The organism is Pseudomonas ficuserectae (assembly GCF_024584585.1).
In the GTDB taxonomy this organism is placed as follows: Bacteria; Pseudomonadota; Gammaproteobacteria; order Pseudomonadales; family Pseudomonadaceae; genus Aquipseudomonas; species Aquipseudomonas amygdali.
Window position 1 is genome coordinate 93,121 of the sequence record NZ_CP085684.1, and the last position, 14,707, is coordinate 107,827.

Consider the following 14,707-nt stretch of genomic DNA (forward strand, 5'->3'; position numbering starts at 1 on the left):
TCTGGACCGCCTCTCGTTCCGGACGCTCCGCGTCCGATCCTGAATGTGTGGTGTGGCGCAGAGTTGTGACGCAGAGCGTCACGAAATGCATGCCAACGCGGAGCATTGGCACGATAGGTGTTCTGTGGGCCGCCTCTCGTTCCGCACGCTCCGCGTCCGATCCTGAATGTGTGGTGTGGCGCAGAGTTGTGACGCAGAGCGTCACGAAATGCATGCCAACGCCGAGCATTGGCACGATAGGTATTCTCTGGTGCGCCTATCGTTCCGCACGCTCCAGCGTGGGAATGCCGTTCTGGACGCTCTGCGTCCGCTCTTGAATGCGGAGGCGCTTTACGGATGCAGCGCCTTCGATTACTCGTACTCGCCCGCTGCTTCCGGCTGATACTCCACCGCCAGCAAGGTCAGCTTGAGGGTCTTGCCGCCCGGTGCTGGCCAGTCGATGTGCTGGCCAACCTGCAAACCCAGCAACGCCGAGCCCATTGGCGCGAGGACCGAGACGGTGCCGTCTGCGCCTGCATCCTGTGGATAAACCAGCTTGAGATGGTAATCCTTGCCGCTGACTTCTTCACGGCAATGCACACGCGAATTCATGGTCACAACGCCCGCAGGCACTTCATCGTGGCCCACTACCTGATCGGCGCGGTCCAGTTCGGCCTGCAACGCCTGGATGCCCGGCGTGTCTTCGTCCTGGCTGGCGATAAAACTCTCGAGACGCTGTACGTCGAGGCGGGTGAGGATGATCGAAGGTGCTGTGGTCATGGTCTGGGCAGACTCCTTTATTCTCCATGAATAAAACAAAACCCCGCCGGGGTGGGCGGGGTTCTACGGGCCTCTCAATCTGGAGAAGCAGGGGCCGACACTAACACAGCGCAGTAAATACACAACCCGACGCGGCATCAGCCTGCGGTCTGGCCCGCGCTGGCTCGACGCTGTTCCGCTTCATGGCGAATCTGTCGACGACGATGGTCATCGGCCGAGCGCCATTCGCGGATGTCTTCGACATGACGGAAGCACCCGAGGCAAACCTTCTGCTCATCGAGCCGGCACAGGCTGATACAGGGCGACGGTACAGCCGGGCTGACGTTGCTGAAAAGCGGTTTGGGCGGTCGAACGGGGGACTGGCTCACGATCAGATCTCGTCGAAATCCAGTTCGACACCGGCTTGCTCAAGGGTGATGCGCGCAAGCATTTCGCTGAGCAGCTCATCACTGGTGTCGCATGCCCAACGGCTGTTCTCTTCGTCATAATCGAAATGGAAACCGCCGGAGCGGGCTGCCAGCCACAGCTGACGAAGCGGCTCCTGACGACTGAAGATCAGTTGCGAGCCGTTTTCGAACTTGACGGTGAGGACGCCGGCCGAGTTTTCCAGGTCGACATCCAGGCCGCTCTCGTCAAAAACATCTTCCAGCACCTGCTGCGTCGCATCGACGAGGTCGTGAAAACGGGCTTCGGTCAAACTCATTGCGGGAACCTCGATAAGTGTCTGCAAATAGCGCAGAGGGGCAAGATACGGACGCAGCCAGGCAAATGCAAAGCTTACTCATCATTGACGATGCACGAGCACTTTAATCCCGATCAACCACCGCTCTGCTGCGGCTTTCACGTCAAAGGCACGCCAGACGGGACGCCGCTCGCATAGGCAAGCTGCCGGGTGGTCGGTATACTCGGGCGCAATTAATGCTTTTACAAAGGATTTCGCCATGAAGCGCCTGATCTCTTCGCTTGCTGCGCTTGTCGCGGTCGCTTGTCTTGTTACAGCCTGCGGCCAGAAAGGCCCGCTGTATCTGCCGGATGACACCAAAACTCCGGATGAACAAGCCAAATCGCAATCGCACAAGCACCTTTAAGGGAGTTCAATGGACGCCTTCAACTACCGCGACGGTGAGCTGTTCGCGGAAGGGGTAGCATTGTCTGCCATTGCCGAGCGCTTCGGCACGCCGACCTATGTCTACTCGCGCGCTCATATAGAGGCGCAATACCGTGCCTACGCCGATGCGCTGAGCGGCATGCCGCATATGGTCTGCTTCGCCGTAAAAGCCAACTCCAATCTGGGCGTGCTAAATGTCCTGGCGCGTCTTGGCGCCGGTTTCGACATTGTTTCGCGCGGCGAACTGGAGCGTGTGCTGGCCGCAGGCGGCAAAGCCGAGAAGATCGTGTTTTCCGGCGTCGGCAAGACCCGTGAAGACATGCGTCGCGCTCTTGAAGTTGGTGTGCACTGCTTCAATGTCGAATCCACCGACGAGCTTGAGCGCCTGCAGGAAGTGGCCGCCGAGCTCGACGTTCGTGCGCCGATATCGCTGCGGGTCAACCCGGATGTGGATGCAGGCACTCACCCTTACATCTCCACCGGCCTTAAAGAAAACAAATTCGGCATCGCCATTGCAGATGCCGAAGACGTTTACATTCGCGCCTCGCAACTGCCAAACCTGGAGGTGATCGGGGTCGACTGCCATATCGGCTCGCAACTGACCACGCTCGAGCCGTTCATTGATGCGCTGGATCGCCTGCTGGACCTGGTTGATCGCCTGGGCGATTGCGGCATTCACCTGCACCATATCGATCTGGGTGGCGGTCTTGGTGTGCGTTATCGCGACGAAGAGCCTCCGCTGGCGGCCGACTACATCAAAGCCGTGCGTGAGCGACTGGCTGGTCGTGATCTGGGGCTGTTGTTCGAGCCGGGGCGCTTCATCGTGGCCAACGCAGGCGCGCTGCTGACCCGCGTCGAATACCTCAAGCACACCGAGCACAAGGATTTCGCCATCGTCGATGCGGCGATGAACGATCTGATCCGCCCAGCGCTTTATCAGGCGTGGATGGACGTCACAGCAGTGCGTCCGCGTGACAGCGAACCTCGTGCGTACGACATCGTCGGGCCGATCTGCGAGACCGGCGACTTCCTCGCCAAAGGGCGCGAGCTGGCGCTGGCCGAAGGCGATCTGCTGGCGGTCCATTCGGCCGGTGCCTATGGCTTCGTCATGAGTTCGAACTACAACACCCGTGGCCGTGCTGCTGAGGTACTGGTCGACGGTTCCCAGGCTTTTGAAGTGCGTCGTCGCGAAACCGTGGCCGAGCTGTTCGCTGGCGAAAGCCTGCTGCCGGAGTAATCCCATGCTGCTGCGTTTTACCAAGATGCACGGGCTGGGTAACGACTTCATGGTCCTGGACCTTGTGAGTCAGCACGCGCACATCTTGCCCAAGCATGCCAAACAATGGGGCGACCGCCACACCGGTATCGGTTTCGATCAGCTTTTGCTGGTCGAGGCGCCGAACAATCCGGATGTGGACTTTCGCTACCGAATCTTCAACTCCGATGGTTCCGAAGTCGAACAGTGCGGCAACGGCGCGCGCTGCTTTGCCCGTTTCGTACTCGACAAGCGCCTGACGGCCAAGAAGCAGATACGCGTCGAGACCAAGAGCGGCATCATTGAGCTGGATATCCGCAGCGACGGGCAGATCAGCGTCGATATGGGGCCACCCAGGTTTGTCCCGGAAGAAATACCTTTCGAGGCCGCAGAGCAGGCCACCCGTTACAACGTCGAAGTAGACGGGCAGAATATCGAACTGGCTGCTGTGTCCATGGGCAACCCGCATGCCGTACTGCGTGTCGATGACATCAATAACGCGCCGGTCCACGAGCTGGGGCCAAAGATCGAGCATCACCCGCGCTTTCCGGCACGGGTCAATGTGGGCTTTCTCCACGTGGTGGACCGTCAGCGTGCGCAGTTGCGTGTCTGGGAGCGTGGTGCCGGGGAAACCCAGGCCTGTGGCACCGGTGCCTGTGCGGCAGCGGTTGCTGCCATCAGCCAGGGCTGGATGGATTCGCCGCTGCTGATCGACCTGCCCGGAGGTCGCCTGTCCATCGAATGGGCTGGCCCGGGACATTCTGTCATGATGACCGGCCCCGCCGTCAGGGTTTATGAAGGCCAAGTTCGTCTTTGAGTGAGTAACTGCCATGACCGATCAACCTCCCGCTTCAACAGGCACACCCTGCGAATCGCCTGTCGATAGCGCAGCGCCAGACCTTGAAGCAGAGGCGGTCATCGCCTTCCTGCTTGAGCACCCGGACTTTTTCGCCGAGCACGACGAGCTGCTGGTGTCGATGCGCATCCCGCACCAGCGTGGCAATACCGTTTCGCTGGTCGAGCGTCAGCTAAAGCTGCTGCGCGAGCGCAACATCGAAATGCGTCATCGCCTGTCGCAGCTGATGGACGTCGCACGGGACAACGACCGCCTGTTCGAAAAGACCCGACGCCTGAACCTCGCCCTGATGGATGCCACCAGCCTGGACGAGCTGGTCATCGCTGTCGAAGACAGCCTGCGTCAGGACTTTCAGGTGCCCTTCGTCAGCCTGATCCTGTTCAGTGACAGCCCGATGCAAGTGGGGCGATGGGTCAGCAGCGCCGAAGCACAGAAAGCAATCGGCGGCCTGATTGGCGAGAAGATCATCTGCGGCGCGTTGCGTGAGCATGAACTGGCGTTCCTGTTTGGCGCAGAGCAAGGCAAGGAAGTCGGCTCTACCGCCATCGCCAGTCTTAATCACCTGGGCCTGCATGGCGTGCTGGCCATCGGCAGCCGTGATCCGCAGCATTACAAAAGCTCGGTCGGCACTCTGTTCCTCAGTTACATCGCCGACGTCCTGAGCCGCCTGCTGCCGCGTTTCGCTCACTCTTTACGTTCGGTTCGCTAGCCATGGAACAGCATCTGGACGCCTACTGCATGCACCTGCGCAGTGAGCGCCAGGTGTCGCCTCATACGCTTGAAGCCTACCGACGCGATCTGGGCAAGGTTCTGGCATATTGCCAGAAGGCGCAACTGTCGAGCTGGAATGATCTGGATATCCAGCACCTGCGCAGCTTTACCGCCCGCCAGCACCAACAGGGCCAGTCTTCACGCAGTCTGGCCCGCATGCTGTCGGCGGTGCGCGGTTTCTACAAATACCTCAATCGCGAAGGCATCTGCCAGCACGACCCGGCAAACGGCCTGTCACCGCCCAAGGGCGAACGGCGTCTGCCCAAGACGCTGGACACCGACCGCACCGCACAATTACTGGACGGTGGCGTTGAAGATGATTTTCTGGCTCATCGCGATCAAGCCATTCTGGAACTGCTTTACTCATCAGGGTTGCGCCTGTCCGAACTGACGGGCCTGAACCTGGACCAACTGGACCTGCGCGACGGTCTGGTGCAGGTCCTGGGCAAAGGCAGCAAGACCCGCGTACTGCCGGTCGGCAGCAAGGCTCGCCAGGCGCTGGAAATATGGTTGCCGCTGCGTGCCCTGACCAATCCGCAGGACGACGCCGTGTTCGTCAGCCAGCAAGGCAAGCGCCTCGGCCCGCGCACGATTCAAGTGCGGCTCAAGGCGGCTGGTGAGAGGGAGTTAGGGCAGAACCTGCATCCGCACATGCTGCGTCACTCGTTCGCCAGCCACCTGCTGGAGTCGTCACAGGACTTGCGCGCCGTGCAGGAGCTGCTGGGTCATGCGGACATCAAGACCACGCAGATATATACGCACCTGGACTTCCAGCATTTGGCTACTGTTTATGACAGCGCCCATCCCCGAGCCAAACGTAAAGGAGCTGCAGATGATTAAGCTGGTGACGTTTGATCTTGACGACACGCTCTGGGACACCGCCCCTGCCATTGCTGGTGCCGAAGTCACACTGCGTGACTGGCTGGCCGAACACGCGCCAAAGCTGGGGGCGATTCCTGTCGAGCACCTGTGGGAAATTCGCTCGCGCCTTGTGGCTGAAGACCCGTCCTTCAAGCACCGCATCAGCGCCTTGCGACGCCGCGTGCTGTTCCATGCGCTCGAAGATGCCGGCTACGACCCGGACGAGGCGCAGGACCTTGCCGACCGCGGCTTTGAAGTCTTCCTGCATGGCCGCCATCAAGTGCAGATTTTCCCTGAGGTGCAACCCATGCTGGAAATTCTCGCCAAGACCTTCACGCTGGGCGTGATTACCAATGGCAATGCCGATGTGCGTCGTTTGGGGCTGGCTGACTATTTTGCCTTCGCGCTGTGCGCCGAGGACATGGGTATCGGCAAGCCCGACCCGGCACCGTTTGTGGAAGCGTTACGGCGCGCAAAAGTCGATGCCAGCGCAGCCGTGCACGTAGGCGATCACCCGAAAGACGATATCGCAGGTGCCCAGCAGGCGGGCATGCGCGCCATCTGGTACAACCCGCAAGGCAAGGCCTGGGACGCAGACCGGCTGCCGGATGCCGAGATCCACAACCTGTCGCAGCTGCCGGAAGTCCTGGCACGCTGGGCCTGAAAACGGTCTGATGTTCGCTCAATAGAAAAAGCCCGCAGCGACGGCGGGCTTTTTCTCATACAGCGTCTGCAGCCTTAAATCGGGCGGCTACCGTATTTGTTGTCAGGCTTCTTGGGCGGATCGGCGACCACGTTGGCCTCCACTTCCTGCACCTTGCCACCACGCGCCAGGAACTCTTCCATGGCACGCGCCAGAGCATCGCGCTCTTTGTTCTTGGCTTCTACGCTAGGCAGTTCATCGACCGAGACAGCGGCCTTGGCCTTGCCTTTTGCGGGTGCTGCCGGAACGTCGGAATCGTCTGGCTCGGCTGCGTCGTCTTCCGGGGAGGTTGCTGCAAGCTCCCCATCGTCTTCGCCTTCCAGATCGTCTACCAGATCGTCGTTAGTATCGTCGTCGTCGCTCATGTTCTACCTCATGACTTGCGAAAGCTGATTAGTTATAGCCCAACCGCCCGGAAATGCTAAGGCGATCGGAAAAATTCCATAACCGCTGACTCCAGCGGTTATATCCACTCACCCTGAAGGGTGGCGAGGACGTTACGAGACCCACCAGCGTCTCGATGTTCGCCCAGGTAAATACCTTGCCAGGTGCCCAGCGCCAGTCGCCCTGCCGTCACCGGCAGAACCAACTGGCAGCCCAGCAGACTGGCCTTGAAATGCGCTGGCAAGTCATCAGGGCCTTCGTCGTCATGTTCGTAGCCGTCCACGCCCTGGGGCACCAGACGGTTGAAAAAACGCTCAAAGTCACGACGTACCGCCGGATCGGCATTTTCGTTGATGGTCAACGAAGCCGAGCTATGTTGCAGCCACACATGCAGTAGCCCGACACGACAATCGCGCAACGGGGGCAAACCCGCGACTATTTCGTCAGTCACCAGATGGAACCCGCGGGGCCTGGCCCGCAAGGCAATTCTGGATTGATGCCACATACCGTTCTCCGCACCTTCGGCGCGCATTCTAACTCGACTGAGAAAAAAGCAACGCGCGCAATAAACCGGCTTCCCTGCAAGTTGACGAAGACTGGCGATACATCGTTACCTGCGCTGCGTCACGGTGCCGAAATCATTGACGCGGGCAAAGTCAATGACAGCAAAAATCCGCGGTATATCCGCAAACGTCAGACAAAAAAAATGCCCGGAGACCGGGCATTCTTTTTTGCATCTGCGGCTGCTTACAAGTTGTAGCCACGCTCGTTGTGTTGCGCAAGGTCCAGACCGACAGACTCTTCCTCGTCGGTGACGCGTAGACCCATCACTGCATCCAGTACTTTAAGGATGATGAAGGTCACGATCGCGGTGTAGACGACGGTGAACGCGACGCCCTTGAACTGAATCCAGACCTGGGCACCGATGTCAGTCACAGTGCCGAAGCCGCCCAGTGCAGGTGCTGCGAACACGCCGGTCAGGATCGCGCCGACGATACCGCCGATACCGTGAACGCCGAACGCATCCAGGGAGTCGTCGTAGCCAAGCTTGCGCTTGAGGCTGGTAGCGCAGAAGAAGCAGATCACGCCTGCCGCCAGACCGATGATCAGAGCGCCCATCGGGCCGACTGTACCGGCAGCCGGGGTAATAGCGACCAGACCGGCAACCACGCCCGACGCGATGCCCAGAGCGCTTGGCTTGCCGTGGGTCAGCCACTCGGCGAACATCCAGCCTAGTGCGGCGGCAGCGGTAGCGATTTGAGTCACCAGCATCGCCATACCGGCAGTGCCGTTGGCCGCAGCGGCGGAACCGGCGTTGAAACCGAACCAGCCGACCCAGAGCATTGCTGCGCCGATCAGGGTGTAACCCAGATTGTGCGGAGCCATCGGCGTGGTCGGGAAGCCTTTACGCTTGCCCAGTACCAGGCAGGCCACCAGACCGGCTACACCGGCGTTGATGTGCACCACGGTGCCACCAGCGAAGTCGAGAACGCCCCAGTCCCACATCAGGCCACCGACGCCACCCCAGACCATGTGGGCGATTGGCGCGTAGACCAGAGTGAACCAGATACCCATGAACACCAGCATTGCTGAGAACTTCATGCGTTCTGCGAAAGCGCCGACAATCAGGGCAGGGGTAATGATCGCGAAGGTCATCTGAAAGGTGACGAACACCGCCTCAGGGAACAACGCCGCAGGACCGGTAATGCTTGCTGGCGTGATGCCTGCCAGGAACGCTTTACCCATACCGCCAAAGAAGGAATTGAAGTTGACGACGCCCGCTTCCATGCCGGTTGTATCGAACGCAATGCTGTAGCCGTACACGACCCACAGGATGCTGATCAGACCGGTGATGGCGAAACACTGCATCATCACGGACAGAATATTCTTCGAGCGAACCATGCCGCCGTAGAACAGCGCGAGACCGGGGATGGTCATGAACAGGACCAGAGCGGTCGAGGTCAGCATCCATGCAGTGTCGCCAGAGTTCAGCACCGGCTCGGCCACTGGGTCAGCCGCCAGGGCAAGACCAGGTAATGCGAGGGACAACAGGGCACCGAGCCCTGCGAATTGACGCAGAGTCATATTGTTTTCTCCTGGGGCGTTGGGTTTGGCGGCTTAAATAGCGTCTGTATCGGTCTCGCCGGTACGGATGCGAATGGCCTGTTCCAGATTGACCACAAAAATCTTGCCGTCACCGATCTTGCCGGTGTTGGCGGCCTTGGTTATGGCTTCGATGACACGATCCAGATCCTTGTCATCAATGGCGACATCGATCTTCACTTTGGGAAGGAAGTCGACGACGTATTCAGCACCGCGATAAAGCTCAGTGTGACCCTTCTGACGCCCGAAGCCTTTGACTTCAGTGACGGTGATGCCCTGCACGCCGATTTCAGACAACGACTCGCGAACGTCATCCAGTTTGAACGGCTTGATGATGGCAGTGACTAGCTTCATGAAAACTTTCTCCCGAATTTGGTGGACTTGCCCCTGGAAAACAAACCCGACTCAAGTCTAAGCGCAGTGCCTGGCTTTGTAACGTGTCGGCCGCCTGATCAGGCCAGGCCAACTCCAGAAAACCGCTTCTGACGAAACACTTCCCCGCTCCGCCTGCCGCACTGCATTCGTCACAGCGACTGCATCAGTGCATGGGTCATAAGCCACTAAGCAGAAAGCTTGCCATCTCGTGAATATTCATTGAATACAGGCTCTTGGGCAGGTTTTGCCGGGTCAAACCGGCTTCGCGACCAAGGTAATGCACACTAATGGTGCTCATGTGCACGCCGCAGCGCTCCATAAGCGTGCGACTCGCCCCGTCAAATTGACTATAGACACTGCGTGTTACACTGCCGGCTTCTGATTCAGGAAAATCATCATGCTCGCGCCCAAAGCCTTTCTTGACGCCCTCAGCGGCCACGCTTCCCGTCTTTTCAATGGCGAAACGCCAGTACCCCGCAGCGAATTCGAAGCCCAGTTCAAGGCCCTGCTGCAAAGCGGCTTCAGCAAACTGGACCTGGTCAGCCGTGAAGAATTCGATAGCCAGATGGCCGTCCTCGCCCGCACCCGCGCCCGCCTGGAAGCGCTGGAGGCCAAGATGGCCGAGCTGGAAGAGAAGGCTGGCGGTGTTGAAAAGGCCGAGTAATTCCTGGCCTGATATCTTCGCCGGTCGTCAGGCCATTGCGATCAGGCGATCTCGCTTCTGATCGCTTGTACCACCATGCTCGACAATCGCTCGGTCAGAGGATTGGGATTCGCCTCGTGCCTGTGCAACGTCAGGGCTATCGAAGGCAGAGCCGGCAAACCCCGGTCTTCTATATTCAGAAGCTCAGTGCCCGATTGAAGACCAAGAGCCGTTCTGATGGTGTAGCCCAATCCAGCCTCGGTGGCCGCAGACAGACCATTGAGACTCGAGCTGGTAAAGGACAGATGCCAAGGGATCCCGGCAAGGTTCAATGCGTCAGTGGCCTTTGAATGGAAGGGACAAGGCGCATCAAATGCAATCACAGGAAGTGGGTTGCCTGACTCGACACGCCAGTCCAGATACCGGTGTGACGATCCGATCCATTGCATGGGCAGCTCTACGATCGTTTCTTGGTACCCATTCTTTTTTACACCCCCCCCACGCCACCGCAAGATCGAGAGAACCATTTTCGATGCGGTTCAACAGATCTGCATTACGTGCAATACGTGCCTCGACTCGAACATCGGGGTGGGCTCTGGCGAATCGTCCAAGCACTGTCGGCAAGAAACTGCCCAGGTCTTCCTGAAGCCCGAGGCGTACCCAGCCCTTGAGTTTGAGCTCCGACACTGCCGTTATGGTCTCGTCGTTAAGGCTCAAGAGGCGCTTGGAATAGTTAAGTAACACCTCCCCGGTGTCCGTCAACGCCAGCTTGCGTCCGGCTTTCTTGAAGAGTGGAGAGCCTGCCTGAGCTTCCAGTTTTTTCAATTGGGCACTAATGGCTGACGTAGAGCGGGCAAGTTTCTGCGCGGCCTTGGCAAAACTGCCCAATTCGACCCCTGTTACAAAACTGCGCATGACATCCAAATCGAAATTCACCGGTCTCATAACAATCCTGCTTTTTGGGACGAACACGCAAAATAATTTGATATTCGAGACGATACTCTCATGAGAATCTTGCGACCCACAACCAATTAAATAGTGGGATACTTATGACTGTCGATAACGGTCACCGTTGGAAAGCGCTTGGCGTCGGCGTGGCCGCCAATGCGAGCTTTTCAAGCGTCGTAGGGGGGCTGCCCGCGACGGCGGTCTATATGCGTGCCACCTACCAGTTGGATAACAGCGAGCTGGGGCTTGTACTCGGCGTTTTAGGATTGGGTATCGCCATCAGCGAGATCCCGTGGGGGCTGCTGACTGACCGCTGGGGAGACCGTCCCGTACTGCTGACTGGCCTGCTCAGTTCGGGGATTGCATTGCTGATATCGGCCATGCTGGCCTCTTACGCACCGACGGTCGTATTGCTGGCGTTGGGCCTGTTCGTAGTGGGCCTGCTTGGCAGCAGCGTCAACGGAGCCAGTGGGCGAGCGATCATGGCCTGGTTCAAAGAGGGTGAACGGGGGTTGGCCATGAGCATTCGCCAGACGGCCGTTCCGGGCGGTTACGCCTTGGGGGCCATCGTGCTGCCCTATCTCGCTTATACCTACGGGTTTGTAGAGGTCTTTACTGCATCAGCCTTGTTCTGCCTGATAGCGGCGTTGTTCGCCGGGTTCTGGCTCTATGAACCCGACTTCTCCAGCAGCGCTGCAAAAAAACAGAGCATGGAGACAAGTGCGAGCCCGTTAAAGGATCTGAGGGTCTGGCGCATCGTATTAGCCATCGGTCTGTTATGCGCGCCTCAATTCGCGATCCTCACCTATGCGGCGGTGTTCTTCCATGATTTCAGCAAGATGGACATCACGCTGATTTCAACCACGTTGGCGATTATCCAGGTCGGCGCGATTGTCAGCAGAATATGGAGCGGACGCTGGACCGACAAAAACAAAAACCGACGTGCCTACCTCAAGACGTGTGCCTGGTTAAGCACCCTGACTTTTTTGGCGCTGGGCACCTTGGTGTCGGCAGCGGGGTTTTATGGCCTGAGTGAAACTGCGCTGGCCAGCGGTCTGATTATCGGCGTCATGATCATTGCTGGAATCAGCGTGTCCGCCTGGCACGGTGTCGCCTATACCGAACTTGCCACACTGGCGGGTGCGAGTCGGGCGGGTACAGCCTTGGCCATGGGCAATACCTGCGTGTTTGTGGTGCTGTTCGCAACGCCCATCGCTGCATCCTCTCTCATGACTCACTTTTCCTGGGGAGTGGTGTGGCTGGCAGCAGCCTTCTGCGCGCTGTTGACGGTGCCGTTGTTCCCGCGCGTTGAAAAAAGCTATGCACTGGCACCCCGTTCAACCTGAGACCGATTCCCCTGCTGACCGCTGTTGTAAACCGTGTTGCCAACTAGTTTGAGCGGCACGCCCTCGCACTGACGATAGACGCCACCGGCCTGACGCTTTCTTAATTGAACTGAACTCTTTCCATGGAGGAGAGGCATGATCCCGCTATTTACTTTTGAGCCTGAAGAGAAAGCACACCTGCTGAATCTTCTGGAACCGCTAGATTTATCCCCCTATAAAAGCTACACAGGTTTCTCGGAAGGCATACGGCGCTTGCACTCCGATGTGCCCGCTCGTTTCCTGAGTGCCTGTCAGATTATCCGCAGCGAAAGAGCGAATCATCAGCAAAGGATTCACGTTATTCGCAACTGCCCTATGGACAGGTTGATTCCCGAGCTTGATCCGGAGGATCCGGTAAAGGATAAACACGTCAAGAAAACACAGTTTGTCAGTGAGGCCTTTCTTGAGCTGTTTGCGCAACTTACCGGCACACCGTTACTGTCTTATGAGACCAGAAATGAAGGTGATTTCTTCACCGATGTTATTGCCATCAAGAAGTACAGCGGGCAATTGACCGGCTTCAGTGACAGTGAACTGGTGTTCCACAATGATCGTACCGCGCATAAAGTCAGGGCCGACTACATCACGTTGCTGGGCATGCGTTGCCCGGAAGATGACCTGATCTATACCGGTTATATCGATGGTGTCGACATCGTCAGAAACCTGGAGCCCCGGCACATTGCCTGCTTGCGTGAGCCGCATTTCTATACCGTGTTCGATATCTTTTCCCGTGACATGAACAAGCAACTCAGCACCTCTGAAAAACATGCCATTCTGAGCAACGACCATTCCATCCGCTTTCTCGACACCATGACCTGCGTTGCCGAACAAGCCCCTGTCGAAGCACGCGATGCGTTCATCGCATTCAAAAATGCAATGACACGTTCGCACTGCAAGCGCCACCGCATACTGACTGGCGACCTGTTGACCTTCGCCAATCAGGACGGTCTGCACAACCGGGAAAAGATCGACATTCTGAACCCTGAAAGTGCGGCGTCCCGCTGGCTGTTGAAAACCTACGCTTTCAAAGACCTGTGCACCGCCGAAAGCTTTCAGTCTTATTGGTCCCGTAACAGAGCGGGCTGTGTCATCGACTGATTTGCTGTTAACGCTACACAACCCTTATCAGCATGTGTAGGTTTTCGAATTAAATGCGAATTTTTCGAAATAGATGCTACTGAAACAGGCTGGTATTCTTAACCCGTCGCTCCTAGGGTTTGTCTGAAAAGTCGCTTTCGCCAGAATGATGCCCTCTGGTTGCCAGGAGAGCCGTCATGACAGACCGTTATGAAATTTCATCTGAGCGTTGGGCGATCATTGAAGCCATTATTTCGCCTCCTCAACACATGGGGCGGCCAAGGCGCGATGATCGTCAGATGCTTGATGGAATCTTCTGGATTTTGTGCTCTGGCGCCAAATGGCGGGATCTTCCAGAGCGTTTTGGGTCTTGGAAGACCGTTTACCAGCGCTTCAGGCAATGGCGTGACAACGGCAAGTTCGAGCAGGTTCTGCGCCACCTTCATCTTCGTTTGCGAGAGGACGGATTCATCGATCTGGATACCTGGATGGTCGATTCCACGTCAATCCGGGCCAGCCGGGCTGCCAGCGGTGCTGGAAAAAAAGGGGCCCGCAGGAACCGCAACACCACTGTCTCGGCCGAAGCAGGGGCGGACTGACCACCAAAATACACCTCGCCTGCGACAGTCATGGCATCCCGCTGGCCATTATGCTGTCGCCCGGCGAGCAGGCTGACTCGCGCTACTTCATGCCGTTGCTGGATCAGATCAGCCTTCCTGGAAGCAGGGGTCGCCCGCGCAAGCGTTGTCGTTATGTGCTTGCCGACAAGGGTTATGACAGCCAGGTTATACGTCAGTACTGCGACCGCTACGGCATGCAGCCGGTGATTCCGCTGCGCAAGATGCATCGCAAGCCTCGACCCGGCCTGCCTCGGCTGTTTGACAGGCCTCAGTACAAAAAACGCAACGTTATTGAGCGGGTGTTCAGCTGGCTTAAGGAAAAACGTCGGATCTTTATGCGTTACGACAAACTGGCCAGCAGCTTTAAAGCCATGGTCACACTGGCCTGCATCGAAAAATGCTTGCGGGCTGACTTTTCAGACAAACCCTAGCAGCCTGGCCAAGTGTATCGTAAAGATATCCCGGCCAGCCTCGATGATAAAGCAACGGTCTGAAGCTGTTTTGTGTTGGGGCTGTCCTGTCCTGGGCCGGTACCGGCCTAGATGTAGCGGTTTGCAATCGAAAACGGCCGTGCTCGCAATCAGCGCACTTTTCGGCTCAGATTAACTGCGACTGACGCAGTCCTCTGGCTCACATTAGCTGCGAATGAAAATGAGCGAAGCAGATCGGCAAGTCAGCCGCGAGCATTTTTTCGTGCAGCTCAAGCGCAGGCGGATGAACACGTTAGTGAGCAGCGTTTTGACCTGATTGGCCTAGCGTCGAATTGCTCCAACAGATCATTTATGCGGAAGCAATGACAAATCAGGATGGCCATATGTCCACATCAGCGTGGAGCTTCTTGAGCGACATATCCGCCAGT

Annotated in this window: 19 protein-coding genes; 10 read left to right on the forward strand and 9 right to left on the reverse strand. The window is 57.8% G+C overall.

Annotated elements, in window-relative coordinates; translation table 11 throughout:
• Positions 1 to 351: 351 nt before the first annotated feature.
• From rnk to cyaY, 3 genes are all read right to left on the reverse strand, one after another.
• Positions 352 to 759 carry a nucleoside diphosphate kinase regulator gene (gene rnk / locus LJU29_RS00420; protein WP_005743168.1) on the reverse strand — a complete coding sequence of 136 codons (408 nt, stop codon included), beginning with the start codon at positions 757 to 759 and terminating at the stop codon, positions 352 to 354.
• A 137-nt stretch (positions 760 to 896) separates the two neighbouring features.
• Entirely contained in the window at positions 897 to 1,127 is a 231-nt protein-coding gene (locus LJU29_RS00425) for a DUF1289 domain-containing protein (RefSeq protein ID WP_004659602.1), read from the reverse strand.
• A gap of 2 nt (positions 1,128 to 1,129) precedes the next feature.
• Positions 1,130 to 1,462 (reverse strand): iron donor protein CyaY, encoded by a 333-nt coding sequence (gene cyaY / locus LJU29_RS00430; protein ID WP_002555818.1) that lies wholly within the window; start codon positions 1,460 to 1,462, stop codon positions 1,130 to 1,132.
• 238 nt (positions 1,463 to 1,700) lie between these two features.
• Here cyaY and lptM point away from each other — a divergent pair, with 238 nt between their 5' ends.
• The 6 genes from lptM to LJU29_RS00460 are packed head-to-tail and all read left to right on the forward strand — an operon-like array spanning position 1,701 to position 6,274.
• Positions 1,701 to 1,847 carry an LPS translocon maturation chaperone LptM gene (gene lptM, locus LJU29_RS00435; protein WP_002555817.1) on the forward strand — a complete coding sequence of 49 codons (147 nt, stop codon included), beginning with the start codon at positions 1,701 to 1,703 and terminating at the stop codon, positions 1,845 to 1,847.
• Positions 1,848 to 1,856: 9 nt separating this feature from the next.
• Positions 1,857 to 3,104 (forward strand): diaminopimelate decarboxylase, encoded by a 1,248-nt coding sequence (gene lysA / locus LJU29_RS00440; RefSeq protein ID WP_005743170.1) that lies wholly within the window; start codon positions 1,857 to 1,859, stop codon positions 3,102 to 3,104.
• A gap of 4 nt (positions 3,105 to 3,108) precedes the next feature.
• Positions 3,109 to 3,939 (forward strand): diaminopimelate epimerase, encoded by an 831-nt coding sequence (gene dapF / locus LJU29_RS00445; protein ID WP_004659606.1) that lies wholly within the window; start codon positions 3,109 to 3,111, stop codon positions 3,937 to 3,939.
• Between the two features lie 13 nt (positions 3,940 to 3,952).
• Complete coding sequence (locus tag LJU29_RS00450; RefSeq protein ID WP_002555814.1) at positions 3,953 to 4,687, forward strand: DUF484 family protein; 735 nt, start codon at positions 3,953 to 3,955, stop codon at positions 4,685 to 4,687.
• A 2-nt stretch (positions 4,688 to 4,689) separates the two neighbouring features.
• Positions 4,690 to 5,589, forward strand: coding sequence for a tyrosine recombinase XerC (xerC, locus tag LJU29_RS00455; protein ID WP_002555813.1), 900 nt, complete (start codon positions 4,690 to 4,692; stop codon positions 5,587 to 5,589).
• Positions 5,582 to 6,274 carry an HAD family hydrolase gene (locus tag LJU29_RS00460; RefSeq protein WP_005759209.1) on the forward strand — a complete coding sequence of 231 codons (693 nt, stop codon included), beginning with the start codon at positions 5,582 to 5,584 and terminating at the stop codon, positions 6,272 to 6,274. Before xerC ends, LJU29_RS00460 begins: the two co-directional genes overlap by 8 nt.
• Before the next feature lie 74 nt (positions 6,275 to 6,348).
• Here the strand turns inward: LJU29_RS00460 and LJU29_RS00465 are convergent, their stop codons facing one another.
• The 5 genes from LJU29_RS00465 to LJU29_RS00485 all read right to left on the reverse strand — a co-directional run bounded on the left by LJU29_RS00465 (position 6,349) and on the right by LJU29_RS00485 (position 9,473).
• Positions 6,349 to 6,678 carry a hypothetical protein gene (locus LJU29_RS00465; RefSeq protein ID WP_005743173.1) on the reverse strand — a complete coding sequence of 110 codons (330 nt, stop codon included), beginning with the start codon at positions 6,676 to 6,678 and terminating at the stop codon, positions 6,349 to 6,351.
• Between the two features lie 98 nt (positions 6,679 to 6,776).
• Positions 6,777 to 7,202: a secondary thiamine-phosphate synthase enzyme YjbQ gene (locus LJU29_RS00470; RefSeq protein WP_005759212.1), complete on the reverse strand. Its 426-nt coding sequence runs from the start codon at positions 7,200 to 7,202 to the stop codon at positions 6,777 to 6,779.
• Positions 7,203 to 7,444: 242 nt separating this feature from the next.
• Complete coding sequence (locus LJU29_RS00475; protein ID WP_004663188.1) at positions 7,445 to 8,782, reverse strand: ammonium transporter; 1,338 nt, start codon at positions 8,780 to 8,782, stop codon at positions 7,445 to 7,447.
• A 33-nt stretch (positions 8,783 to 8,815) separates the two neighbouring features.
• Positions 8,816 to 9,154, reverse strand: a complete 339-nt coding sequence (glnK, locus tag LJU29_RS00480) for a P-II family nitrogen regulator (protein WP_002555808.1) — start codon at positions 9,152 to 9,154, stop codon at positions 8,816 to 8,818.
• A 196-nt stretch (positions 9,155 to 9,350) separates the two neighbouring features.
• Positions 9,351 to 9,473 carry a hypothetical protein gene (locus LJU29_RS00485; protein ID WP_255872753.1) on the reverse strand — a complete coding sequence of 41 codons (123 nt, stop codon included), beginning with the start codon at positions 9,471 to 9,473 and terminating at the stop codon, positions 9,351 to 9,353.
• 99 nt (positions 9,474 to 9,572) lie between these two features.
• On the opposite strand from LJU29_RS00485, the gene LJU29_RS00490 reads away from it, so the two are divergent.
• A complete protein-coding gene (locus LJU29_RS00490) occupies positions 9,573 to 9,839 on the forward strand; it encodes an accessory factor UbiK family protein (protein ID WP_002555806.1) in 267 nt (88 codons plus the stop codon).
• 348 nt (positions 9,840 to 10,187) lie between these two features.
• On the opposite strand, the gene LJU29_RS00495 is transcribed toward LJU29_RS00490, so the two are convergent.
• On the reverse strand, positions 10,188 to 10,763 hold the full coding sequence (locus LJU29_RS00495; protein WP_223886602.1) for a LysR family transcriptional regulator: 576 nt from the start codon (positions 10,761 to 10,763) through the stop codon (positions 10,188 to 10,190).
• Between the two features lie 104 nt (positions 10,764 to 10,867).
• On the opposite strand from LJU29_RS00495, the gene LJU29_RS00500 reads away from it, so the two are divergent.
• The 3 genes from LJU29_RS00500 (at position 10,868) to LJU29_RS00510 (ending at position 14,279) form a co-directional block, all read left to right on the forward strand.
• Positions 10,868 to 12,112 (forward strand): MFS transporter, encoded by a 1,245-nt coding sequence (locus LJU29_RS00500; protein ID WP_057422381.1) that lies wholly within the window; start codon positions 10,868 to 10,870, stop codon positions 12,110 to 12,112.
• Positions 12,113 to 12,247: 135 nt separating this feature from the next.
• A complete protein-coding gene (locus LJU29_RS00505; RefSeq protein ID WP_257111522.1) occupies positions 12,248 to 13,249 on the forward strand; it encodes a Fe(II)-2OG oxygenase family protein in 1,002 nt (333 codons plus the stop codon).
• Positions 13,250 to 13,425: 176 nt separating this feature from the next.
• Positions 13,426 to 14,279 (forward strand): IS5 family transposase gene (locus LJU29_RS00510; protein WP_122320865.1). Its coding sequence is split into 2 segments (ribosomal slippage): positions 13,426 to 13,774 and positions 13,774 to 14,279, totalling 855 coding nucleotides; the frame shifts between segments, so codons are not numbered across the junction.
• The last annotated feature ends 428 nt before the right edge of the window (positions 14,280 to 14,707 follow it).

What these genes read in the sequence shown, in the direction of transcription:
- LJU29_RS00490 (WP_002555806.1), top strand. Translation starts at nt 9,573, where the DNA reads ATGCTCGCGCCCAAAGCCTTTCTTGACGCCCTCAGCGGCCACGCTTCC.
- LJU29_RS00495 (WP_223886602.1), bottom strand. Translation starts at nt 10,763, where the DNA reads ATGAGACCGGTGAATTTCGATTTGGATGTCATGCGCAGTTTTGTAACA.
- LJU29_RS00450 (WP_002555814.1), top strand. Translation starts at nt 3,953, where the DNA reads ATGACCGATCAACCTCCCGCTTCAACAGGCACACCCTGCGAATCGCCT.
- LJU29_RS00470 (WP_005759212.1), bottom strand. Translation starts at nt 7,202, where the DNA reads ATGTGGCATCAATCCAGAATTGCCTTGCGGGCCAGGCCCCGCGGGTTC.
- dapF (WP_004659606.1), top strand. Translation starts at nt 3,109, where the DNA reads ATGCTGCTGCGTTTTACCAAGATGCACGGGCTGGGTAACGACTTCATG.
- LJU29_RS00485 (WP_255872753.1), bottom strand. Translation starts at nt 9,473, where the DNA reads ATGAGCACCATTAGTGTGCATTACCTTGGTCGCGAAGCCGGTTTGACC.
- cyaY (WP_002555818.1), bottom strand. Translation starts at nt 1,462, where the DNA reads ATGAGTTTGACCGAAGCCCGTTTTCACGACCTCGTCGATGCGACGCAG.
- glnK (WP_002555808.1), bottom strand. Translation starts at nt 9,154, where the DNA reads ATGAAGCTAGTCACTGCCATCATCAAGCCGTTCAAACTGGATGACGTT.
- LJU29_RS00500 (WP_057422381.1), top strand. Translation starts at nt 10,868, where the DNA reads ATGACTGTCGATAACGGTCACCGTTGGAAAGCGCTTGGCGTCGGCGTG.
- xerC (WP_002555813.1), top strand. Translation starts at nt 4,690, where the DNA reads ATGGAACAGCATCTGGACGCCTACTGCATGCACCTGCGCAGTGAGCGC.
- lysA (WP_005743170.1), top strand. Translation starts at nt 1,857, where the DNA reads ATGGACGCCTTCAACTACCGCGACGGTGAGCTGTTCGCGGAAGGGGTA.
- LJU29_RS00465 (WP_005743173.1), bottom strand. Translation starts at nt 6,678, where the DNA reads ATGAGCGACGACGACGATACTAACGACGATCTGGTAGACGATCTGGAA.
- LJU29_RS00475 (WP_004663188.1), bottom strand. Translation starts at nt 8,782, where the DNA reads ATGACTCTGCGTCAATTCGCAGGGCTCGGTGCCCTGTTGTCCCTCGCA.
- LJU29_RS00460 (WP_005759209.1), top strand. Translation starts at nt 5,582, where the DNA reads ATGATTAAGCTGGTGACGTTTGATCTTGACGACACGCTCTGGGACACC.
- LJU29_RS00505 (WP_257111522.1), top strand. Translation starts at nt 12,248, where the DNA reads ATGATCCCGCTATTTACTTTTGAGCCTGAAGAGAAAGCACACCTGCTG.
- rnk (WP_005743168.1), bottom strand. Translation starts at nt 759, where the DNA reads ATGACCACAGCACCTTCGATCATCCTCACCCGCCTCGACGTACAGCGT.
- lptM (WP_002555817.1), top strand. Translation starts at nt 1,701, where the DNA reads ATGAAGCGCCTGATCTCTTCGCTTGCTGCGCTTGTCGCGGTCGCTTGT.